This is a genomic window from Micromonospora deserti (assembly GCF_003236335.1).
Taxonomy (GTDB): Bacteria; Actinomycetota; Actinomycetes; order Mycobacteriales; family Micromonosporaceae; genus Micromonospora; species Micromonospora deserti.
On the sequence record NZ_POUB01000055.1, the window covers coordinates 1 to 20,914 of the forward strand.

The 20,914-nt window shown below is 66.9% G+C and carries 19 protein-coding genes; 7 read left to right on the forward strand and 12 right to left on the reverse strand.

Annotated features, from left to right (window positions below; translation table 11 throughout):
* Positions 1-145: 145 nt before the first annotated feature.
* Entirely contained in the window at positions 146-1,084 is a 939-nt protein-coding gene (locus tag C1I99_RS10885; protein ID WP_111134093.1) for a S1 family peptidase, read from the reverse strand.
* A 215-nt stretch (positions 1,085-1,299) separates the two neighbouring features.
* On the opposite strand from C1I99_RS10885, the gene C1I99_RS10890 reads away from it, so the two are divergent.
* From C1I99_RS10890 to C1I99_RS10905, 3 genes are read left to right on the forward strand one after another with little or no spacing between them, the layout of a single operon-like run.
* On the forward strand, positions 1,300-2,364 hold the full coding sequence (locus tag C1I99_RS10890) for an integrase core domain-containing protein (RefSeq protein WP_111134094.1): 1,065 nt from the start codon (positions 1,300-1,302) through the stop codon (positions 2,362-2,364).
* A 39-nt stretch (positions 2,365-2,403) separates the two neighbouring features.
* Entirely contained in the window at positions 2,404-2,775 is a 372-nt protein-coding gene (locus C1I99_RS10895) for a tyrosine-type recombinase/integrase (RefSeq protein WP_111134095.1), read from the forward strand.
* Complete coding sequence (locus C1I99_RS10905; protein ID WP_199562078.1) at positions 2,775-5,177, forward strand: tyrosine-type recombinase/integrase; 2,403 nt, start codon at positions 2,775-2,777, stop codon at positions 5,175-5,177. Before C1I99_RS10895 ends, C1I99_RS10905 begins: the two co-directional genes overlap by 1 nt.
* A gap of 106 nt (positions 5,178-5,283) precedes the next feature.
* On the opposite strand, the gene C1I99_RS10910 is transcribed toward C1I99_RS10905, so the two are convergent.
* Positions 5,284-6,132, reverse strand: a complete 849-nt coding sequence (locus C1I99_RS10910; protein WP_233512459.1) for an AraC family transcriptional regulator — start codon at positions 6,130-6,132, stop codon at positions 5,284-5,286.
* Between the two features lie 49 nt (positions 6,133-6,181).
* On the opposite strand from C1I99_RS10910, the gene C1I99_RS10915 reads away from it, so the two are divergent.
* Positions 6,182-6,574, forward strand: coding sequence for a cupin domain-containing protein (locus tag C1I99_RS10915; protein ID WP_111134098.1), 393 nt, complete (start codon positions 6,182-6,184; stop codon positions 6,572-6,574).
* 70 nt (positions 6,575-6,644) lie between these two features.
* Here the strand turns inward: C1I99_RS10915 and C1I99_RS33275 are convergent, their stop codons facing one another.
* The 5 genes from C1I99_RS33275 to C1I99_RS10930 are packed head-to-tail and all read right to left on the reverse strand — an operon-like array spanning position 6,645 to position 10,780.
* Positions 6,645-7,286, reverse strand: coding sequence for a tyrosine-type recombinase/integrase (locus C1I99_RS33275; protein WP_199562079.1), 642 nt, complete (start codon positions 7,284-7,286; stop codon positions 6,645-6,647).
* Positions 7,287-7,333: 47 nt separating this feature from the next.
* Positions 7,334-8,971, reverse strand: coding sequence for a hypothetical protein (locus C1I99_RS33280; protein WP_199562080.1), 1,638 nt, complete (start codon positions 8,969-8,971; stop codon positions 7,334-7,336).
* Positions 8,968-9,597 carry a tyrosine-type recombinase/integrase gene (locus tag C1I99_RS33285; protein ID WP_199562081.1) on the reverse strand — a complete coding sequence of 210 codons (630 nt, stop codon included), beginning with the start codon at positions 9,595-9,597 and terminating at the stop codon, positions 8,968-8,970. Before C1I99_RS33285 ends, C1I99_RS33280 begins: the two co-directional genes overlap by 4 nt.
* Entirely contained in the window at positions 9,590-10,201 is a 612-nt protein-coding gene (locus tag C1I99_RS33290) for a site-specific integrase (protein WP_199562082.1), read from the reverse strand. Before C1I99_RS33290 ends, C1I99_RS33285 begins: the two co-directional genes overlap by 8 nt.
* A 51-nt stretch (positions 10,202-10,252) precedes the next feature.
* Positions 10,253-10,780: a methyltransferase domain-containing protein gene (locus C1I99_RS10930; RefSeq protein WP_233512460.1), complete on the reverse strand. Its 528-nt coding sequence runs from the start codon at positions 10,778-10,780 to the stop codon at positions 10,253-10,255.
* Positions 10,781-11,219: 439 nt separating this feature from the next.
* On the opposite strand from C1I99_RS10930, the gene C1I99_RS10935 reads away from it, so the two are divergent.
* Both C1I99_RS10935 and ribD read left to right on the forward strand, forming a co-directional pair.
* The gene (locus C1I99_RS10935) at positions 11,220-12,371 is read left to right on the forward strand and encodes an NsdA family TPR-like regulatory protein (RefSeq protein ID WP_146603937.1); all 1,152 of its coding nucleotides are present in this window, start codon (positions 11,220-11,222) and stop codon (positions 12,369-12,371) included.
* Complete coding sequence (gene ribD / locus C1I99_RS10940; RefSeq protein WP_111134100.1) at positions 12,371-13,288, forward strand: bifunctional diaminohydroxyphosphoribosylaminopyrimidine deaminase/5-amino-6-(5-phosphoribosylamino)uracil reductase RibD; 918 nt, start codon at positions 12,371-12,373, stop codon at positions 13,286-13,288. The genes C1I99_RS10935 and ribD overlap by 1 nt, the downstream gene beginning before the upstream one ends.
* A 193-nt stretch (positions 13,289-13,481) precedes the next feature.
* Here ribD and C1I99_RS10945 read toward each other — a convergent pair whose 3' ends face one another.
* From C1I99_RS10945 to C1I99_RS10960, 4 genes are all read right to left on the reverse strand, one after another.
* Entirely contained in the window at positions 13,482-14,300 is an 819-nt protein-coding gene (locus C1I99_RS10945; RefSeq protein WP_111134101.1) for an integrase, read from the reverse strand.
* A gap of 1,022 nt (positions 14,301-15,322) precedes the next feature.
* Complete coding sequence (locus C1I99_RS10950; RefSeq protein ID WP_111134102.1) at positions 15,323-15,781, reverse strand: PPC domain-containing DNA-binding protein; 459 nt, start codon at positions 15,779-15,781, stop codon at positions 15,323-15,325.
* Complete coding sequence (locus C1I99_RS10955) at positions 15,774-16,859, reverse strand: asparaginase (protein WP_267897488.1); 1,086 nt, start codon at positions 16,857-16,859, stop codon at positions 15,774-15,776. The genes C1I99_RS10950 and C1I99_RS10955 overlap by 8 nt, the downstream gene beginning before the upstream one ends.
* A gap of 41 nt (positions 16,860-16,900) precedes the next feature.
* The gene (locus C1I99_RS10960; protein WP_146603938.1) at positions 16,901-18,457 is read right to left on the reverse strand and encodes an XRE family transcriptional regulator; all 1,557 of its coding nucleotides are present in this window, start codon (positions 18,455-18,457) and stop codon (positions 16,901-16,903) included.
* 361 nt (positions 18,458-18,818) lie between these two features.
* On the opposite strand from C1I99_RS10960, the gene C1I99_RS10965 reads away from it, so the two are divergent.
* Positions 18,819-19,937 (forward strand): IS630 family transposase, encoded by a 1,119-nt coding sequence (locus C1I99_RS10965; RefSeq protein ID WP_111134105.1) that lies wholly within the window; start codon positions 18,819-18,821, stop codon positions 19,935-19,937.
* 120 nt (positions 19,938-20,057) lie between these two features.
* On the opposite strand, the gene C1I99_RS10970 is transcribed toward C1I99_RS10965, so the two are convergent.
* On the reverse strand, positions 20,058-20,738 hold the full coding sequence (locus C1I99_RS10970; RefSeq protein WP_111134106.1) for a class I SAM-dependent methyltransferase: 681 nt from the start codon (positions 20,736-20,738) through the stop codon (positions 20,058-20,060).
* Positions 20,739-20,914 lie beyond the last annotated feature (176 nt).

Below are 20,914 nucleotides of genomic sequence, written 5' to 3' on the forward strand. Positions count from 1 at the left end.
CCCGCATGAAGACCTTCAAGATCCTGCGGGACTATCGCCGCGCCGCCAAAACATTGGCCGACACCGCTTCCGGCGTTGCCAACCTCCACAACATCATCCTCGCCGGATGACGCCGACACCGTTGAACGGCAACGCGTTCACCGAGTTACGAGACATCCTTTAGCACCCATCCGTTTCCGTACGTCACGTCGAGGCCCATGCCGATGACATTGCCGCACCGGTAGCCCGACTTGTGACCGCTGTTGCAGACCCACTCGCCGAGACCGGGACCCCGGGAGTGCGTGATGTCGATCTGCGCGCCGGTGTCGTGCCGGAGAACCACGCCCGGCTTGTCGAGGTTGGCGTTGTAGTGCCGTACCAGCCCGAAATCGAACCCGTTCGTTTGGTTGATGGCGCCACCGACCCGGTAACCGATGTAGGTGCCGCTGGCCGTGTACCACTCGTCGCTGATGAAGGAATAGTCGGGATGGCCGGTGCAATGGCCGGCCGTCAGGAAGTACAGGCTGTCGTTGTCGCTCTTGCTCCGCACGTTGAACCCGAGCGAGCACGAGGGCCTATAGCCCGGAATATTCGTGTTGCCGACGATGTAGTTGCCGCCGCCGATGTGCAGCGTGAGAGCGCCGGCGATCCGCTCGACGCGCATCGCCCCGCCGTACTCGCCGGCGATGGCCGCAAGCCCGGCGACCTTCGCCTCGCTCACCGTGCTGTCGGCCTCGACGATCACCTCGTTCGTTATCTCGTACACCCCGACGGTCGTGCCGGGGATCGGCGGGGTCGCCCGCAACCGGGATCTGATCGACTGCAGGTGCGCCATCGAGTACGTGACCCGCTTCGCCAGCCCGCCCGCCGCCAGCACCTCCTGCTCGGCGGCGTCGGTGGTGACGTTGACGATGACCCGCTCAGTGCCACTCTCGAGATAGAAGCCGGCGGTGCTGTCCGGGCCGAGCCGGTCGACGAGGGCTGGCGCGTCATCGACGGACAGGGGTGCGACGGGCGCGGCGGACGCGGGCGCGGGATGGACCAGCAGGGCGGCGACCAGGGCGCTGGCCGCGAGGATGGTCCTGATAGGACGAGCAGGGGGCATGATCGCCTCTCCGACGAAGTGTGTTCAACCTGGACACCTTGGTAGGCGATCATGAACACCCAGTAAACCGCAGACAAACCCTGATCTTCAGCGACCACAGAGCCCGCTGTCCGTGGCCCCCGGGGCGAGGTGTGGGGCTCGAATATTCGGTTCGGCCGTCTGAAGTGCGGCTCTGTGCGAGTTCGAGCCCGGTGCAACCGTCATGCTCGTCGGCTATGAGCGCGTCGTTGGTGTACCTGCTGCTTCGCCAGGTCCTGCGGATGTTGTCCCAGCTCGCCCGTGACGATGGGGCCAGGGATGTGGAGATCCTGGTGCTCCGCCATCAGGTGGCGGTGCTGCGTCGACAGGTGCACCGCCCCGATCTCGAACCGGCCGACCGGGTGGTGCTGGTGGTGCTGTCGCGGCTGCTGCCCCGCTCGCGCTGGTCAACGTTCTTCGTCACCCCGGCGACCCTGTTGCGGTGGCATCGTGAACTGATCGCCCGACGCTGGACGCACCCGCGTGCCCGGCCAGGCCGGCCACCGGTCAATGCACAGGTCCGCGAGCTGGTGCTGCGACTCGCGGCGGAAAACCCGTCGTGGGGGCACCGGCGCATCCAGGGTGAACTGGTCGGCCTGGGCTACCGGGTCGCGGCCAGCACGGTGTGGAAGATCCTGCACAACGCCGGAGTCGACCCGGCACCCCGACGGTCCGGGCCGACCTGGAAGCAGTTCCTGACCGCCCAGGCCCACACGATCCTGGCCTGTGATTTCTTCACCGTCGACACGGTGTTGCTCAAGCGCCTCTACGTGCTGTTCTTCGTCGAGATCGCCACCCGCCAAGTCCACGTGGCTGGGGTGACCGCCCATCCAACTGGTGCCTGGGTGGCCCAGCAGGCACGGAATCTACTGATGGACCTCGACCAGCGCGCAGCTGAGCTGCGGTTCCTGCTCCGTGACCGAGATACGAAATTTACGGTGGTCTTCGACGCGGTGTTCACCGCCGAAGGCATCGACGTGATCAAGACCCCACCGCAGGCACCCCGGGCGAACGCGTTCGCCGAACGGTGGGTAGGCACCGTACGCCGGGAGTGCACCGACCGGATGCTCATCGTCGGCGAGCGCCACCTCGCGGCCGTCCTCGCCGGGTACACGGCCCACTACAACAGCCACCGCCCACATCGATCGCTCGGCCAGCAGCCACCCAACCCGCCGCCGGGAGTCACTGACCTGACCGCCGCCAGGATCCGACGGCGCCCGATCCTCGGCGGGCTGATCAACGAGTATTCCCAGGCAGCGTAGCCAAACCGGCTTTACGAGCCCCACAGGCCGAAGGAGGCAGTGTGGTGGACACTGCGTCGCCCGTTTCGTCCGCTGACCTACGACGCGACCCGGATGGTCTTCAACAAGGCCAACGCCGCGCTTGGCGCGAACTGGACACTGCACGACCTGCGGCATTCCGCCGCCAAGAGGATGGTCCGTGACCCCGATCTGACCCTGGCCGACGTGCAATGGGTCCTCGGGCACGCCCACATCACCACGACGGAGATTTACACCGCGCCGACTCCCGACGAGGTCATCGCGCACGTCCTAGCCCACCACGAGCGGCAGCGCACGCAACGGGTCCAGCCTCCTGCGCCGCCAGCGCCCGGCTACCGCCCCGAGGTACTGGCGATGCTATTCGGCGCCGTGGCGGCGGACGGAGAACACTGATGATCGTCACGACACCCCGCCCAGCACCGGTCAAGGTCAGCGCCACCAAGCCGGAGCCGCACGTCGAATATGAGCCGAGGCAGTCCGAACACAGTTGGTGGCAGACTCGCCAACCTCGGGAGGCCTTGGTCGAGCGGCTGCTCGGCCTGTTCACCGAGCCGGCAGCGGGGCGAACCCGCGACAAGACCCGGCGTCGAGGCTTGGCCAAGCTGCTAGATTGGCTCCAACAGCAGCCTGGGGACACCTGGCAGGACCGCTGGCTGGCCAGCGGCGCGGACACCGCCGGGTTCGACTGGGCTGATCTCCCGCTGCGAGGTCGAGTCCCGGCTCGCCGACATCACCGCGATGAGCTGTGCTGCGGTCTGGAACTCCTCGTGGCCGGGCAGGTCATCCGGCCTGGCTACGCTTGGCTGTTGCGGCAACGCCAGGCGCTGATGCTCGCTGAGGCCCGCGCGGCCATGGACCCCGGTGGCTTCCAGAGGCTGGAGCCCTACGCCGAGCATGCGGCCGGTTGGGCCAGGTCAGACGCGCTGAACAAGCTCACCTGGATCGTGATCCGCAAGGGCGGCCTGGTCCGCGACATCACCATTGGCGACTGCGTCGAGCTGACCAAAGCTTTGCAGGAGCACCACTTCCGGGGCAGCGCGGGCAGGCCCCTGTTCTACGCGATGCTCAAGAAGGCCGGCGTGCTCCCGGCCACGGCGCCGGAACGGTTGCGGGTGTTGCGGCTCGACGGTCGCCGCAGCGTCGAGCAGATCGTCGACGGCTACCGCATCCAGTGCCAGGCCGTCCGCGACTTGCTGGTCGAGTACCTCACCGAACGGTCCCCGGACCTCGACCACACCTCGCTGCGCTCGAACGCCCGTAACCTGTGCCGGCTGTTCTGGCGCGACCTGGAAATTCACCATCCCGGCATCGACTCGCTACGGCTGACACCGGAAATCGCGGAGGCATGGAAAGAACGCCTGGCCCACATCAGGGACGCCGACGGCCGACCGGTACGCCCCCGGGTCAACTACCGCAGCGAACTGGTCTATGTCCGGGCCTTCTACGAGGACATCGCCCGATGGGCCGCCGACGACCCGGCCCGATGGGCGCCGTGGGTGGCGCCGTGCCCGATCAAAGCGACCGAGGTGACCCGCAAGAAGGTCCAGTCACGGGTCAAAGCCCGCATGGACCAACGGACCCGCACCCAGCTGCCGCTGCTACCGGCGTTGCTGCGGGCCGTCGAGCAGCACCGCACCGACGCCGCGGAATGTCTCAACACCGCCACCTCCACTACGGACGGAGGGCAGTTCACCGCGAACGGCCAGGAACTCCAGCGCTGCCGCCCGGGTGCGTCCGGCCGGGTCTACGCCATCGACCCGGCCACGACCAAACGGCGCGACCTCACCCATGAAGAATCAGCGGCGTTCTGGTCGTGGGCGACGGTGGAGATGTTGCGGCACACCGGGATCCGCATCGAGGAGATGCTGGAGCTGACCCACCACAGCTTCGTCGCCTACACCCTACCGACCACCGGCGAGGTGGTACCGATGCTACAGGTGGCCCCTTCCAAGACCGATGCGGAGCGGCTTCTGCTGGTCTCGCCCGAACTCGGCGAGGTGCTGACCGCGATCATCTTCCGGGTCCGGGCCGGCAAGGCCAGCCTGCCGCTGGTGTCTGCCTACGACGTATTCGAGCAGACCTGGAGCCCGCCGATGCCCTACCTGTTCCAGCGGCGCTTCGGGACCGAAGACCGCCCGCTGACCCGCAGCTACATCCGCGAATGCCTCGTCGCCACCTCGAACGCAGCCCAGGTCACCGCCGGCGGCCGGCCGCTGCAATGGCGCCCCCACGATTTCCGGAGGATCTTTGTCACCGACGCCATCCGCTCCGGGTTGCCCCCGCACATCGCGGCCAGGGTCTGCGGCCACACCACCGTGGACACCACGATGGGCTACGCCGCGATCTACCCCGAAGACGTCATCGCGCACCACCGGGCGTTCATCGCCCGCCGCCGGGCCGAACGGCCCAGCGAAGAATATCGCGAGCTCACCACCCAGGAATGGGATGAATTCCTCGCCCATTTCGAGCTGCGGAAAGTCGCTCTCGGAACCTGCGGACGCGACCACGGAACCCCTTGCGCGCACGAGAATGCCTGTGTCAGATGCCCATTACTTCGGGTCGACCCGGCCCAAATCCCGCGGTTGGAAGCGATCCACGCTAACCTCACTGACCGACTCGACGAGGCCAAGGAGCAGGGCTGGCTAGGCGAGGTCGCCGCGATCGAGACCACCATAGCCGCCGCAGCCCAAAAGCTCGAAGCCATGCGCACCGCCCGCGAGACACCCGTCCACCTCGGCATGCCCGCCGTCCGCCTCTCCGCCGGCCGATCGAACTCGCGCGAGAGAAGGCGATGAAAGACCCAGAGCCGCCCACGCATCGAACCCTGCATCCTCCTCTACTTGATAGCCGATGAGCGGATGGTTGAGTCGCCGTTCGGCGCGGTTGTCCGGTCCTCGTCGGCTACCCATAGCCGTGACCCGGCCTCCTCATGCGCTGCGGTGCGCCATCGGCGCTCGCGGCATAGCGCGCCGGCGTGACCGAGACGTGCCGCTTGAAGTGTCGCGTGAAGTGCGCCTGGTCGTGAAATCCAATCTCGGTCGCCACCCGAGCGGCGGGCATACCCTGCAGTAGCAGTCCTCGTGCCGCTTCGATGCGTTTGGCGACGACGTATGCGTGCGGGGAGATGCCGTACCGCTTGGTGAAGCTTCGGACGAGGTGCGGCACGCTGCGCTGCAACGACCGCGCGGCGTCGTTGAGCGTGACGCTGGCGGCGACGTGGCCGTCGAGATACTGCCGGAGCTGGTCAGCGATGGTGGGCTCCGGCTCGCGGATGCTCGGTGGACGTCGTTGCAGCCGATGCTGGAACGTCTCGGCGATCAGCGCGAGTCGTGTTTCGACATCGAGCGAATCGGGAGCGATCAGGCGATCGTGTAGCGCGCTGATCGCCGCCCGCAAGCGTCCGTCCTGGAAGGTGGAAGCGTCGACGGCGCGGCCCACGAGCTCGTACGGCAGGAACCCGCTGTCCAGGTACAGATTTCGTTTGCGGAACGAGCCGAAGCGTTCCGCCGGGTAACCGTTGTGGACCACATCGGGCGGCAGGATGGAGACAGTGTCCGCGACGGCGCCGTGGTGACGGGTGTCCAGATCGTATCGGATGGCGCCGTGATCGACGATCAGGACGGTCCACGTCGCGTGACTGTGCGTCGGATACCGGTAGTCGGCGATGCGGGCGTGGAACACTTCCGCGATCCCCGCGACGGTCGGACGCCAAGCGACCACCCGGCACGACTCAGGCAGCGGCTCGCTCACATCAACAACGTACAAGACGTGCAACTCGGAGCCGGCCAGGCTAAACCGCATGCAGAAGCCCGTGAACCTCAGCGAAGCGCTCGCCTCCTTCAGCCAGATCTACAGCCCTCGGATCGTTGCCCGTGTCAATGACTACGACGTCCGGGTTGCGCACACCCGAGGTGAGCACGTTTGGCACGTGCACGACGACACCGACGAGTTCTTCCTCGCCCTCGACGGCCAGTTCGACATCGCGCTGCGCGACGCCGACGGCAACCAGCACACCGTTACCCTCCGGGTCGGGGACGTGTTCGTCGTGCCCAAGGGAACCGAGCACAAGCCGTCATCCCCGGGCGGTGCCATCCTGATGTTCGAACCCACAGGGACCGCCACGACCGGCGATCATCACGACGGCGCCATCCCCGACCACGTCCACAGCACCACCGGCCAAGAGCTGACCTGAACCCGCGCCCCGAACAGCCCGACGCTGGTGTCGCAAGACGCGGCTCCGGCTGCGGCGTACTGTCATGCCGTCAACAAGGGGCGTGACCGGCCTTTCGCACGCCCCTTGGTCCAAGCTCTCGTGCCGACACGCCCGGGCGCGTGTCGGCACCCAAATCTCCTTCGTCACTCTTGGTGACGAGCAAGAGCTTGGGTGTGCCGTACTGCCGGCCAAGATTATTTCGGTTAAGCAGGCGTGCTCGTGAGCGCATGGTGTGCCGTAGGGCCGTCCGCAGTCGCCGAGTTCGAGCTTGCGGAGGTGGAAGTGTTGTTGGAACTCTGCCCATTCGGCATCGGTCGGTTCGCGGTATTCCTCGCTGGGACGCATGGCTCGGCGTCGGTTGACGAACGTGCGGTAGGTGCGGATGAGGTCTTCCTGGAAAAACCGCGGTGTATGACTGGGTGGTGTTGATGTTCGCGTGGCCGAGGACCTTCGCCGCGGTGTGGACGGGCAGGCCACCGGTGACGGCCTCGGTGGCGAACATGCGCCGGAAGTCATGGGGCGTGTAGCGCAACGGCCGGCCGGCGGCGTCGGTGATGCCGGCGCGGGCAATCGCGCTGCGTGAGCAGGTCCCGGACCAGCTTGGGGTGAAGAACGTTCGCGCGCCAACCATTGCAGTGCTGGAAGCCGTCGTGGTGTTGAAACAGGTGCGGCAGTTCAGGACCGGTGACATGCTCGTGGTCGTCGTAGCGCGCGACGAGTGGAACCACACCGTCGGGGTCACGTATCCGGCTGATGATCGCGGCGAGGACGCTGGCCAGTTCGGGTGTGACGAGCAGCAGACGCTCCTCGTTCGTCTTGGACGGGACGATCTGCAGCAGTGGAACCAGCTCTCCGGGTGTCGGCCAGCCGGTGGGAGACGACGGCGAGCTGGGTCAGCTCCAGCAGTTCTTCGATGCGGATTCCGGTGTGGCGTAGCGTTTCGATGACCGCCCACGCCCAGAACGCCTCGTCCTCGGCGATAGTGGCGTTGGTCAGGGCGCCATCGGCCAAATCCTCGACGACGACGTGGGACGGGCGTCGGCTGCCCATCCTCGGACGGTCGCCAGGGCCGACCCGCCTGTACTTGACGCCGAGATGTTCGACCGTGGCCCCGATTGCCGTGCGGCTGGCCGCCTCCAGCAGCGCAGCGCGGTCGTTCTTCCACTGCTCGGCGGTGTCGACCAGGCGAGGAAGGTTGGGAAGCCGTTCACGCGTGCGTTGGTGCATCGCGGCGACCGTGGCCCTGGTCTGCTTGGCAGCGCCCTCGGTGTCTCGCTTGCGCACCGGGCTCGGGAACGCCCACTGCGTCCAGGAGGCATCTGACAGCGCCCACTCGGCGATGTCTCGGTAGAAGGCTCGAACGGCGATGAAGATGTCCCAGTGACGTTTGGTCTCGCGGCCGCGCTGCGGAGCCCGCACCCGCTCCTTCCAGGCTTGGACAACATCGGCGGGCAAGTTGATGGTCTCGATGCCAGCGTGGTGGCGTTCTATGTCCGCCCAGAACTGCCCGACGAGCCTGCTGACCAGTCCCCGGAAGGTGCTGTAGTCGAGTCCGGGGCGCCGCTCGTCGAGGTACCGGATCAACAGGTCACGGACCTGGTCGTTCCTGATCTGGTAGCGGTCGACCAACTGTGTGGTCGTCAGCTGCCCGGTCTGCAGCACCATGCGCAGCGACGTCCCCGCCGGCAGCACCTCAAGGTCGACCAGCATTTGCCACGCGGCGTGGGCGCCCTCGGCGGAGCGGGCCCGAGGACGTTTCCCGGCCTGCTGGAAGGCCAGCATGTCCTCGGCCGTGATGCCGCACAGATCGCCACCGAGATGGACCACCATCGCGGAGCGTATGTTCAACGCCGTCCTGGTCTGATGCTCGTTCACGCCGCGAGCACGAGCTGCCTGCTCAGCACGCTCGAACAGATCTGGACTGACCTCCGCCCGCATGTGAGCGAACAGTTTCGTCGGGCCGTACTTGGTCAGGAAGGCATAGCTCGGCTTGACCAGACGAAGCTTGATCAGGCACCCCAGCCCTCGGGTCAGGCCTCGGCGGTACTCATCGCCGGATCCGACGGCGGTAGCCTCCGCAAGTGGCCAGGCCTGCCACTTGGGCCCATACAACTCCTCGGCGCGCTGCCACCGGGCCTGCCAGCCGCCGCCGGCCAGCGGCTGTAACCACTCCAGCATCCGGGACGTGTTCGACACGAGTCGTCGGGCCGAGGTTCGATCCTCTGGCCACGTCGCAAGCGAAGGCAACGCCGCCAGCACCTGCGCGGCGCTCGATGAGTCGAGTGCGCTGAGCGTGCCGCCGCGAGGGCTGGGTAGTGTCAGTCGCGGCGCCGCAATGGCCGTGCTCGCGGCCCGAACCGCCGTGGTGGTCGTCATCGGGACCGCTCGAAAAGCACTGCGAGGTCGGCAGCGTCGTACCCTGTCGCGACTTGGACTGGCGCGTTGTCGCGTGCCCGCCCGAGGTTGGCCTGGTGCTCCCGCACCCGTGCGAAGACCTCCTCGTTTTGTTCAAGGTAGATCTGCGTGGTGGACAAGTGCGCATGGCCGAGGATGGTCTGCACGTCGCGGAGCGTGAGCCGGCCATCCCGGACCATGCGGATCGCGCACGTATGCCTCAGATCATGCGTAGTCCAGTTTGTACCCAGTCTCGCGTTGACTCGGCGGAACACCGCCCGCAGCGAGTCATAGGTCAGCGGCACATGGACGCCGAGGCGCCGGTTCACGGTTCGCCACACCACGTCGCCGGCGCCCACGATGCCGCCGATGTCGCTGAAGTAGAGCCGCAACCAAACGAAGGCGTCGGCGCTCGCCGGCAGCCACTGCTCGGCCCGGGTCCCCTTGCGGGTCACACGGATCAGCTGGTTGCCCCAGTCGATGTCCGCGCCACGCATGCCGAGAAGCTCGCCAGCCCGGGCCCCGGTGCTCACCGCGATCGCGAGGACGGCCCGGTCCCGGTTGCAGCCCATCGCCGCGAACAGCTCCTCCCAGAACTCGTCAGGCATGCACCGGGGCTGGTCGCTTCGGCAGACGCGGGTTATAGCGAAGCCGCCCCTCCGCGCGATACGGCACCATCGGGTTGTGATGGGAGTTCGCGCGCGAGCCCCGCGAACGCTCGACGACGACGGGGTTGATCAGCGGGCCACAGCCGCATTCGAGCCAGAAGTCATAGAAGGTGCGCAGTACGGCGTTGCTATGCCGGATGGTCGCCGGCCCGTAGCCGTCTCCCGGGTTGCGCTTCTTGGTCACCGGATTCACCTGGCCCGCAGACGTGCGCGACACGGTCCGCCTCGTCGCCACGGGCTTGGCGGCTCGCCCGAGCCACAGGACGAAGTCCCTGACCTCGGCGGAGGTTACCCTGTCCCACTGCATGCCGATGGCGACGAGGAACCGCCACCACCGCAGCAACGCCAACGCGTAGCTTCGGATCGAGCTGGCCGACCGGCCACGGGCAGCAAGGTCGCGCAGGAACAGCGCCACCGGCTCCACCTGGTCGCCCAGGCCGTCCACGACCAGCCACGGTGCCGCGCCATCGGACGCTACGACGCTTCCCCACAACGGCAGCCGGATCTTCTCGATCGCCCGCTGATCACCATCGCTTCTCGCCATGCACGCATAGGTAGCCCGTACCGCTCGGGCAGACAGACGACACGCCGAGGTTCAGTAGGAAAGTCCGGTCAATAAGTCGGTGACGATGACAGCGTCGTATGGCGCGGCGGCGGGCCAGCCGGTTTCCGCGTCCGCCGTGGCGACCTGGACGTGCGGGTAGCCGGCGGTGTCGAGCGCGGCTCGGGTGTGGGCTGTGACGTCGGGGTCGATGTCGATGCTGATGACCGTGCCGTGCGGGCCGACGACCTCGGCGGTGAGTGCGGCGTTGTAGCCGCCGGAACCGATCTCCAGGACGCGCGCGCCGGGGCGGAGGCGGGCGGCGTGCAGCATCATGGCTTGCAGCCATGGTGCGGAGATCGAACTCGTCGCGCGCCCGTGCGGGCCGCGTTTGGTGATGACGACGTCGTCGGCGTACGCAGCGTCGATGCTGACGCCGTCGGGTGCGAACAGGTGGCGTGGCACCCGGCGAAACGCCGCCTCCACCGCTGGTGAGTTGATCCTTCCGTCGGCGAGGAGGTGGTCGACGAGCCGGGCGCGGGCCTCGTCGGCAGAGACGGTGTCGAGCGTGGAACCAGCCATGATCCGACCTCCGTGAGCGGGCGTCAGTGGGAACGCGGGGGTACGCGGCGACAATATTGGGCGCATGCGACAAAACGCGCCGGCCTGGAGCCGCCTGGCGGGGAGGTTTCCGGCCTCCCAGCCGTCGCCCCACCAGGAAGGCCATGAGCGACTGGCTGCCGCCACGAGCCTTACCGGTTGCGCCTCACACGATCACTCATGGTGAACGGTGCGGGAATGCCGACTTGCGGTCCGACTTCGCGGTGACCCGTGTCGCTTCCGGGCGTGAGAGCATGGGAGGTGGATGATCTAGACAACCGGTGGCATAGTCGGCAGGGGCCGGGATGCGCGGTCGAGGGGGGAGACGGTGCCTCGTCATCCGGACACCACGATCAGGCCGAACACCATGCTCAGCGGAGCCCGGCATCGTCTGCCCTCGCCGATGCGTCCTGGCCAGTGCATGTCCCGCAGCGAGTTGGCCGATGCGGTCAACGCGACGCTCGACCGGATTTACTCCGGCCGCGATGTAACCGCCCAATACGTCAACTTCCGTTGGGTCGGCAAGCTGGAACGTGGCGAGCATCGCTGGCCCAGCGAAGCGCGGCGGGCAGCACTGCGTCAGGTACTTGGCGCCGCCACCGATGCCGATCTCGATCTCTACAGCCCTCGACGTAGCGACGGGACAAGCGTCGAAGATGGTGTGGCCGCCGAGCCTCGACCTGGCAGTTGGGACGAGACCATCCACTTGCTGCGCGAACAGTGGCATCTCCTGGTTCAAAACGACAAGATGTTCGGCCCCGAGTACGCGCTGATGGGCGTCACCAGACAATTGGCGACGATCGAGGACCTTCCGAACGAGGTGCCCCAGGCGCTACGCCCCGCCGTCATCCGCCTCGCCGCCCAGTACGCCGAATCCGCGGCCTGGCTCCACCAATCCCTCAACGACCACGCCGCAGGCCACCGCCGGACACAACAAGCACTCGCCTGGGCAGGACAGATCGCTGACCCGACCATGACCGCCTGGGCCACCTACCGCAGCAGCCAACAGTGGTTGACCAGCGGACACCCCGCCCAGGCCGTCGAGCAGGCCGAAGCGGCGCTGCGCCACGACCGGAAGCTACCCGGACCGATGAGGGCGGCGCTGCGCGTCCAGCACGCGCACGCTCTCGCCGCTACGGGCGAGCACCGCGCGGCGATGCGCCTGCTGGACGACGCGCACCGCTGGGCAGCGGACCGCCACCCGGGAAAGCCAGAAGGCGAGCATGGCTCCTACTGCACCAGCGGTTACATCGAAGTACACCGCGGGGCCTGTCTTCGGCTGGCGCAGCGGCCACAGGAGGCAATCGGCGTGATCGACGAAGCGCTTCCCGCGATTCCGCGGCGGCATCGCCAGGACTTCGCGTCCGCCCTGCTGAACAAGGCGGTTGCCCACGCCGCAGCGAACCAACCCGACCAGGCTGCGGCGACGGCACACCACGCCTTGCCGATCGCGCGCCGGGCGGGGTCACGACGAATCCTGCATCAACTCGCGCACCTCGGCGCCGCGGTCAGCGGACATCAGCAACTGCCAGAGGTCCGCGCCTTCCTAGATGATCTCAAGGGGGCCACCTGATGGCATCTGACGTCGAGCTGGCCGCGATGCGGCAAGCGATCACGCTGTCGTCGTTTGGCCTGGGCACCACGAGCCCGAACCCGCCCGTTGGCTGCGTCATCCTCGATCGCCATGGTGTGACTGTCGGCGCCGGCTATCACCGGCGCAAAGGAGAAGCCCACGCCGAGGTCAACGCGCTCAGCGCAGCGGGCGACACAGCGCGAGGCGGCACCGCCGTCGTCACACTCGAACCCTGCAACCACATCGGCGTCACCCCGGCCTGCCGCCAGGAACTCATCAACGCCGGCATCACCCGAGTCGTCATCAGCGTCATCGACCCGACCTCCCGAGGCGACGGCGGCGCCGCCGTGCTCACCGCCCACGGCATCGACGTCGAGACCAACGTGCTCCCCGACGAGACCCTCACCGTCCTTGGCCCCTGGCTCGCCGCCACCCGCCGCCGCCGTCCCCACCTGACCTGGGCCTACGCCCTCGACAACAAGGACAGACAGCCTGTCAACGAGCAACTAACCGCGGACCTGCGCAGTAGGGCAGACCTCGTGCTCAGCGACAAGACAATCGAGGAGGGCATCCCCGGCGGCCACGCGCCCGAACACTTCACGCTGCCCGACGACCTAAGCGGCGACCTCCGACAGTGGCTCTCCGCCTGCTACGCCAGTGGCTCGCGCACCATCCTCGCAGTTGGAGCCCAACATTCCGGTGCACTCCACGACAACCTCGACTGCGTCGATGAGATCGTGGTCGCCGTCGAAAAAGCCCCACGGACGGGCGGTCTGGCGGCAGCCACCGCAGACCTCACGCCGGCGGGTTACGAGTTGGCCGATATCTCGCCCGGCAGCACAGGTGTGCGTGTTCACCTTCGTCGGCCCAAGCCGTCTCCTGCGCGAGCCGGTATCGCACAACCAAGCATGTACTAATGCCCCGCCCGCATCGAGCGATCACCGCCTGCCATACCTAGAACGCGTGGGTCCATAACAGGGTCGCCGATGCCGGCCGGAGAAGCCACCGAGGCGGTTTGGGCCGGGCCGAGGGGAGGATGGCCGGGTGCGTGCGGAAGAGGCGATCGACGCGGTGACGTCGGCAGCTACCGGAGGCACTGATCCACTGGCCCTAACGGAAGTCGCAGTAGACGATCGCGGCATCGTCGTGGATCTTTCCTCTTGGCCATCGACGACCACGAGGGTCGCTATTTTCAGCATCACGAACCCGTCGCAGCAAAGCTGGGCAGCCGGCGGCGCCTACCAATTCGGCTATCTCGTCCCAGGTCATTAGTCCGAATCTGTCTACGGGGCGGCTGGCGCCGTCGCTGAGGAGTAGAAGTGATTCGACTCGACCTCTATCTACTTCTCCTGTTAGTGCTTCAGATGCCGCCCGCGGATCTGCGGCAGCGACCCAGAACCCGCCCGGATGGTTCCGGTACCCACGAAGGGTCTCAACGTATGCACGACGGGCGTCATCATGGGCGGCTGTGTCAGCGGGAATCGCATCCATGGCGCGGCGGTGGCGACGTCCAGCGTCTGCTTCCCGCCCATCACTGATGACCTGCTGCTTGCCCAGTTCGTTGATGACGAGCACCGAGTCCGCAAGCACGAGGTATCGCAGGCGGGGTCCATCGAAGTCAACTAGGACAACCGTCGACGAAGGGGTGCCTGGGTGATTGAGGTCGCAGGTCTTGTTATGAGAGGCGGCGACGTGGCCTATAGCGTCGGCCAGGATCTGCGTGAGGCTGGACGGGGGCTGGTGCGCCAATCCCACGATGAGTTCGGCGCCAAGACGGCGTACATACCAAGCAACTCCGTGGATGTAACCGCCATCATCGACCCCGGACAGTCCAGCGCCGTCGAGCAAGACGACGGCGTTTGCGGTCGCTGCGGCGAAGTCTTCGTTGGCGTGGCCGGGGGCGGGTTCGGTTGCGATCGTTACGCGCATGATGCTGGGGCTCCCTCATGCCAGTACACGGAGTTAGTCGGTCTACTTGCACCGGCTCTCCTGTGTCTGGGTCGAATTGAGTGCCGACGAGCATCGAGAAGCAGCGGTTCGCTACCTCCCGATGTAGTTCGTGGATAGTGGCAGCTATGAGTTGGACGACGCCGAGAGATCCTTGTGGATGCACGCCGGTAAAGATTATGAGTGTTCCGTTGCCGTCGAGGCGGGGAAGGCGACCGAAGTAAGCGACGTCCCAGTGCCGAGTGGGTGTTTCGTCCAGGCCGGAACGGTGTACAAGACCGGTCTCGTTGTCACGGAGGGTCCAAATCCCGTTCGGCGTTGGCTCGAATCGTATGCGTGAGTCTTGGTCGAGGATGGCGGCGGTGTGTCGAGAGAGCCTGGGTCCGCAGATGACGACTAGGTTCGGCCGATTCAGATCAACCTCACCGCCAATCGGAACGGTTTCGAATCGCGCGTCGAGCGCGAGCATCTTGGCGAGCTCTCCGAGACGTTGGGCGCCGACGACGTCCTCTAGCGCTACAACTGGCCGGGCACGGACGGCCTCTTGCTTCAAGGGGGTGATCACGGTTACCGAACCGTTGCCGAGGAAGGCCGAAGCCGCAGCGCCGTTGATCCTGTTCTGGGGCGCGGCCGGCCGCGGAGCACGGAAGGCTGCACTCCAAGTCGTGCGTCGTGGAATGTACAAACCGAGATCGGTGTCGTCGGCGCCCAAGACATGTCGCAGGGCGGCACGACGCTCGGGGCTGGGCCAGCGATGTTCCCCGCGTTCTAGCTTGCCCACCCAGCGACCGTCGACGTAGTGGGCGCTGAGGTCACGTCCGGGATAGAGCTGCGTGAGGGCCGAGTTGATGACGTCAGCCAGCTCGGCCCGAGACATGGGCTGCTCGGGTCGCCGCGGTGATGGAAGCCGTTCGCGGGCCCTAGTGAGCAGCGTGTTGGGCGTGATGATGGTGTCGGGGTGGCGGGCCATCCTGTACCTCCCTCCGAAGCCCGGTTCGGGATCGCTAGTCGAGATGTAGTTGTGGAACGTCGTAGAGGGTGCTGTTTGGTAGTCGACGCATGGCGGGTGAGGCCACCTCGATGATCAGCATTTCGGTGAGGAATTGGACGGTGGCGTCCAGCAGGTGGCTCGTGTGAGCGGTAGCGCTGTGTTCCTTAAGCCCGGCGGTGATGTGGATGTGCGGGAGGATCTTTTGGTTGGTGTCGTCCCAGGCGATGGTGCCGCCGCCGAGTGCTTCGACGTTGGCGAGATCGACGTGGGTCCAGACGGGGGCGTCGGGGTTGTCGAGGCGTTGACAGGTGCCGACGATCTTGGCGGTGGACAGGCCGGCGATGAACATCGGGATGTAGCCCTGCTTGATGTTGTGTGCGCGGCAGGCGTCAGCGAGGGCGGTGAAGAAGTCGTCGCCGTGGTCGAAGACCACACCGATCATCCGTCCTGGGGTCAGGTTGTGGCTACGCATGCTCCGCTGTCGCCTTCGTTCGATCGCCGGTCAGGGTTGGTGTCGGCCAGGGCCAGGAGGACGGTTCACCCAGGTTGCCCGCAACGGAGAATGCGGGGGCGATGTCCTGCGGCTTGGCTCGGGCGTCGAGGAGCGTGCGGAGCAGGATGCGGGCTTTGTAGGGGTGCAGCCAGCCGGCGGGGATGAGCCCGCGGGCGAGGAGGTCGCGTTCGGAGCCGGGGAACCCGTAGGTGCGGGTGAGCGTTGGGCCGGCCGGCGTGCGGGAGGCGAGGACGACGGGGATTCGTTCGGCGAGGGCGGTGAGGGTGTCGACAAGGGGTTCGGGTACGTGGCCGACTCCGAAGCCGGCGACGACGAGGCCGTCGCAGCGCTGGCCGATGGCGTCGAGGAGGGTGGGATCCTCGTCGAGGCTGACTGTGTAGAGGCCGACGCGGGTACGTTTGGCCTGGTCCGGGCTGGGGATGGTGAGCCGGTACGGCACGCGGGTCAGCAGATGCACGGCGCCTTCCAGGACGTATCCGAGGGGGCCGGTGTCCGGCGAGCGGAAGGTGGCGCCGTTGGTGGAGTGGGTCTTGGCGACCCAGCGGGCGGCGTGGATCGCATCGGCGAGGACGACGAGGCAGCCTTGGTCGTGGGCGGCGGAGGAGGCTGCGGTCTGGATTGCGGCGAGGAGGTTGGCGGGGCCGTCCGCACCGGCCAGGGTGGGGTTGCGCATCGCGCCGGTGACGACCAGGGGTTCGGGGCGGTGGTGCAGCAAGTCGAGCAGGTACGCGGTTTCCTCGATCGTGTCGGTGCCCTGGGTGACGACGACCCCGGTGGCGCCGGCGGCGAGTTCGCGGGTCGCCGCTGTGGCGAGCGCGGCGATGTCAGCGAAGGTAAGGGAGGCACCGGGGCGGCGGCGGAAGTCCACCACCTTGATGTCGATTCCGGTCGAGGCCAGCCCGGGTACGGCGTCAACCAGGTCGCGAGCGGACAGAGTGGGGCTGACGCCTTCGCCGGTGCCGGTGGTCATGGCGATCGTGCCGCCGAGGCCGAACACGACCACCTTCGGCTCGAGTTCTGTCGGTGTCGGGGACACAGTAGTTCCTTCCGGCGGTCTCGGCGGGTGCGGGAAGCCTATTACGGCAGGGTGCCGATGAAGCGGCATGCCTGGTCGACGCCATCGAGCGAGAGCAGCCGACTGCGGGGCTCGGCGAGCCCGGCGAAGCCGTACTGGCCGAGGTCGGCGCAGCGGCCTTGCAGCCAGTGCCAGTCGAGGCTCAGATGGTCGGCCAGGTGGCGGAGTCGTCCCCCGGGGGTGTCGCTAGCGGTCACGGAGTGAGCTAGCACGTCGCCGAGAGCATCACGGTAGGCGGCGACGGTGTGGGGATGGTCGGTGACATCGACGTGCCAGACGTCTTCACCGCGAATCCAGGTGGCCATGATCGCGCGCCTCTTGTCCATGACAAGCCCGGGCAGCGCGGCGTACTCCGGGTCATCGGTGACCGCGGTGTGGATTCCGACGGATTCCATCAATGCCATGGCAAGCAGCAGCAGGATCCGTTCAGACATCGACGATGCGGCCACCGCCTGCGGGGGAAGGCAGAACATCCTGGTCATCGGCTGGGAGCTGCTCCGAAACCGTTCGGCGGTGTCGCGCAGGTACCGCAGCTTGTGGCGGAACAGCAGCCACGTACTGGCTTCCTCCCCGCGTTGCTCCCGGGTCCAGTAGACGGGCACGTCGGACAGGACATGGCTGTGGCGGCGGATGTGGTCGGCGCAGAACGCCGATCCAATCCACAGCCGCGACACCGAATCCAAGTCATCGGCGATGTCGCGGCTGGCGGCAGATCTGGTCATGTCTCTGTACGGCGAGGCAGCGGCCTGAGCGGCGTCCAATCGGGCGTCGTCCAGCAGCAGCGACAGGTCGAGGTTCGTTACCGCCCACACGACCCCGGTAGTAATCGCGTCGAGCTGGTACGCGCGAGGGATGAGCAGGCGGGCGTCCCGACCGGCTTCGACCAGGTGCCGATCCGCCTGCCGAGAGTCGAGCGCGAAGACTCCGGCACGATCCGGTGTATCGACATGCCCTAGGATCAGCCGCCGCTGAACCGACCGACGCCACCTCCGTTCTGTGGCGCACGGGGCGATGGTGGCGAGGACGCGGCCGTCGTCGACCGCCGGGTAAATCTCGACGTCGATCAACGCTCCAGGAAAGTGCTGTCCTGCCGGGGCCGAGATCGTTCGGTGCAGGTCACCGCCGGGCAGTAGTTGATGCCCAGGCGTGGGGGTTCCGAGTTGCAGCAGATTGCCTGCGGGAAACAGGTCGGGCCGTGAACCGAACCGGGTGACCTGCTGCCGGTCCACAGCGTCCGGTCGTCCGCTGCTGGAGCGCCGAGGGCTGTAGAGGTCGAGATCGGTATCACTTGCGGCGCCAAGGGCGAGTCGTAGCGCGGCACGCCGCTCTTCGCTGGGCCACCGGTGCTCTCCGCGTTCCAGCTTGCCGATCCAACGGTGGTCAACATAGTGGGCGGCGAGGTCGCGGCCTGGGTAGAGCTGATCCAGGGCTATGTTGACGGCATCGGCCAGCTCAGTCCGGGACATGCGCTGTCCGGGTCGCCGCGGCGACGGCAAGCCCGCACGTTTCTCGGCGAGTAGCGCGTTCGGCGTGATCAGCGTCTCCGGATGACGAGGCACCGACACACCCTCCCCGTGAACCCAACCGGACTCAAGCAGATGTGCGAGCTCGCCGGGCGTCCTCAGTCGAGGCCGTATAACGTCACGCGGCCCGCTGCTGCCATCGTGGTGGCAGGATCACGCAGAGTCAAGGAGATCCTGAGTGGCGTCGCCGAGACCGGAAGGCCGGTCTCGGCCACACGGGTGCCAGAAGCGGCGCCGCGAGACGCTCAAGCCCGGGCGCGCCGCCCGGTTGGGAACGCTAGTGCGTTGACCACGAACGTTCACCGGGTCGGCAACACACCGGTCACGTCCGCCGATAGGTGCTGGCGGCGGCTCACTCTCAACGGCAGTTGTTGGTCGTTGAGAGTGAGGTGGCGGGTTGGCCGAGCCGGTCAGGGCACGGCGGTTGACGCAAGACGAGGGCCGCAAGCTGCAACAACTCGTCCGTAGAGGCAAGCACGACTCAGTCCGGGTGCGCCGGGCGTTGATCATCATGGCGTCGGCGTCCGGGACACCCGTCTCCGCGATCGCCCATCTGATCGCCGGGCATGAGGACACTGTCCGCGACGTGATCCACTCGTTCAACGAGATCGGTCTTCGCGCGCTGGACCCTCAGTGGGCGGGAGGCCGTCCCCGCCGGATCAACCACGACGATGAGGCGTTCGTCGTCGCGACGGCCAAAGCCCGCCCGAACACGCTCGGGCGGGCTTTCACCTGCTGGAGCCTGCGTAAACTCGCCGACTACCTGGCCACTGACGCCGACCGAACGGTCATCGTCGGCCGGGAACGGCTGCGGCAGATCCTGCGCCGTAACGAGGTCAGCTGGCAGCGGACCCGCACATGGAAGGAGTCGAAGGACCCCGACTTGGATGCCAAACTCGACCGGATCGAGGAAGTGACCACCAAGTTCCCGACCCGTTGTTTCGCGTTCGATCAGTTCGGGCCGCTGTCGATCCGCCCGCATCACGGCCGTGACTGGGCGGCGCAGTCGCATCCGGACCGGCTGCCGGCGACCTACCATCGCACGCACGGCATTCGGTACTTCCACGGCTGTTACAGCCTCGGCGATGACCAACTCCGGGGTGTGAACCGGCGCCGCAAAGGCGCAGATCACACCCTGTCCGCGCTGAAGTCGATTCGCAAGACGCGGCCGGACGGCGCCCCGATCTACGTCATCATGGACAACCTGTCCGCGAACAAGACGCCGACTATCCGGGCCTGGGCAGCCCGCAACACCGTCGAGCTGTGCCTGACTCCGACCAACGCGTCGTGGGCGAACCCGATCGAGGCGCAGTTCGGGCCGCTGCGCATGTTCACGATGGCGAACTCGAACCACCCGAACCACACCGTTCTTGCCCGCAAGCTGCAGAAATACTTGCGCTGGCGTAACGCCAACGCCCGCCACCCCGACGTCCTCGCCGCGCAACGCCGCGAACGAGCCCGCGTCCGCAGCGAACGCCAACAACGCTGGGGACGACCCCGCACCAAGGCCGCCTGACGCTCAGACATGCCGGGCGGCTTGTGCCGTCCGGCTGCGCTCCAGGGGTAACGGGACTCTCGTCAGCAGACGACCTCTGAAGAGTGCGGGTGGCCGTGCCGGTACGGCACCCCGCCCGGCTCAGGATGCTGGCGCGGTTGCGGGTTCTTCGCCTGGGGTGGTCGGCGGTTCTGCAATGCCGATGAAGTTCCCGCCCATGGGCCGGATGCCGACCGACCACCCCAGCGCTGTGAGGACGTCCGTGAGGGTCTGAGCATCGTGGAATACCTTCACGATGCGGTACTGGCTGCCGTCATCGAGCCGGCGCAGCACCGCCGGGGTCGGCTGGTTCGCGAGGACTTCTTCGCTGGCGGCTACGGCGGGGCCGTCGTCGATGAAGACTGCTTTGCCGCCCGGCGCGAGCGCGGTGGCGACGGTGTTCCAGAAGTCGGGCAAGCGTGTCGGCGGGACATGGGAGAGCCAGAAGGCGAAGAACACGGTGTCGTAGCGTCGTGGCGGCTGCCACTCAAACAGGTCGGCCTCAATGAACTGCACGGTAGGGGATGCGGTGCGCGCCCGAGCCAGGGCTAACACTTCGGTTGCCGCGTCGACAGCTGTCACCGAATGCGCCCGCGCGGCGAGCAGAGAGGTCCACTGGCCCGTTCCGCAGGCCAACTCGAGCACATCCCCGGCGATCGGAAGGTCATCGACGACAGCCAGCAACCTCTGCAGGTCTTCGTGCTCTGCATAGGGCCGGTCGTATTCGGCCGCACCGGCCCGGTAGTAAGCCATCTGTTCTGCCAGGAGAACGTTGTCATCCATACAGCTCCCTCTCATCGGTGTTCGGTCAGCGACAAGCGCTCAGCTCGCCAGCTCGCTCGCCACAGCAGTGTCTGCCTTCACCTTTGGGCAAGGTCAACAGTCATGAACGCCTCGGCCGTCCTCGTCGACTGATCCCGCACCCGGCTGTTGCCAGCCGGCACAAGCCGTCCGACGTG

What these genes read in the sequence shown, in the direction of transcription:
- C1I99_RS10885 (WP_111134093.1), bottom strand. Translation starts at nt 1,084, where the DNA reads ATGCCCCCTGCTCGTCCTATCAGGACCATCCTCGCGGCCAGCGCCCTG.
- C1I99_RS10890 (WP_111134094.1), top strand. Translation starts at nt 1,300, where the DNA reads ATGAGCGCGTCGTTGGTGTACCTGCTGCTTCGCCAGGTCCTGCGGATG.
- C1I99_RS10905 (WP_199562078.1), top strand. Translation starts at nt 2,775, where the DNA reads ATGATCGTCACGACACCCCGCCCAGCACCGGTCAAGGTCAGCGCCACC.
- C1I99_RS10915 (WP_111134098.1), top strand. Translation starts at nt 6,182, where the DNA reads ATGCAGAAGCCCGTGAACCTCAGCGAAGCGCTCGCCTCCTTCAGCCAG.
- C1I99_RS33275 (WP_199562079.1), bottom strand. Translation starts at nt 7,286, where the DNA reads ATGTCACCGGTCCTGAACTGCCGCACCTGTTTCAACACCACGACGGCT.
- C1I99_RS33280 (WP_199562080.1), bottom strand. Translation starts at nt 8,971, where the DNA reads ATGACGACCACCACGGCGGTTCGGGCCGCGAGCACGGCCATTGCGGCG.
- C1I99_RS33285 (WP_199562081.1), bottom strand. Translation starts at nt 9,597, where the DNA reads ATGCCTGACGAGTTCTGGGAGGAGCTGTTCGCGGCGATGGGCTGCAAC.
- C1I99_RS33290 (WP_199562082.1), bottom strand. Translation starts at nt 10,201, where the DNA reads ATGGCGAGAAGCGATGGTGATCAGCGGGCGATCGAGAAGATCCGGCTG.
- C1I99_RS10930 (WP_233512460.1), bottom strand. Translation starts at nt 10,780, where the DNA reads ATGGCTGGTTCCACGCTCGACACCGTCTCTGCCGACGAGGCCCGCGCC.
- C1I99_RS10935 (WP_146603937.1), top strand. Translation starts at nt 11,220, where the DNA reads ATGTCCCGCAGCGAGTTGGCCGATGCGGTCAACGCGACGCTCGACCGG.
- ribD (WP_111134100.1), top strand. Translation starts at nt 12,371, where the DNA reads ATGGCATCTGACGTCGAGCTGGCCGCGATGCGGCAAGCGATCACGCTG.
- C1I99_RS10945 (WP_111134101.1), bottom strand. Translation starts at nt 14,300, where the DNA reads ATGCGCGTAACGATCGCAACCGAACCCGCCCCCGGCCACGCCAACGAA.
- C1I99_RS10950 (WP_111134102.1), bottom strand. Translation starts at nt 15,781, where the DNA reads ATGCGTAGCCACAACCTGACCCCAGGACGGATGATCGGTGTGGTCTTC.
- C1I99_RS10970 (WP_111134106.1), bottom strand. Translation starts at nt 20,738, where the DNA reads ATGGATGACAACGTTCTCCTGGCAGAACAGATGGCTTACTACCGGGCC.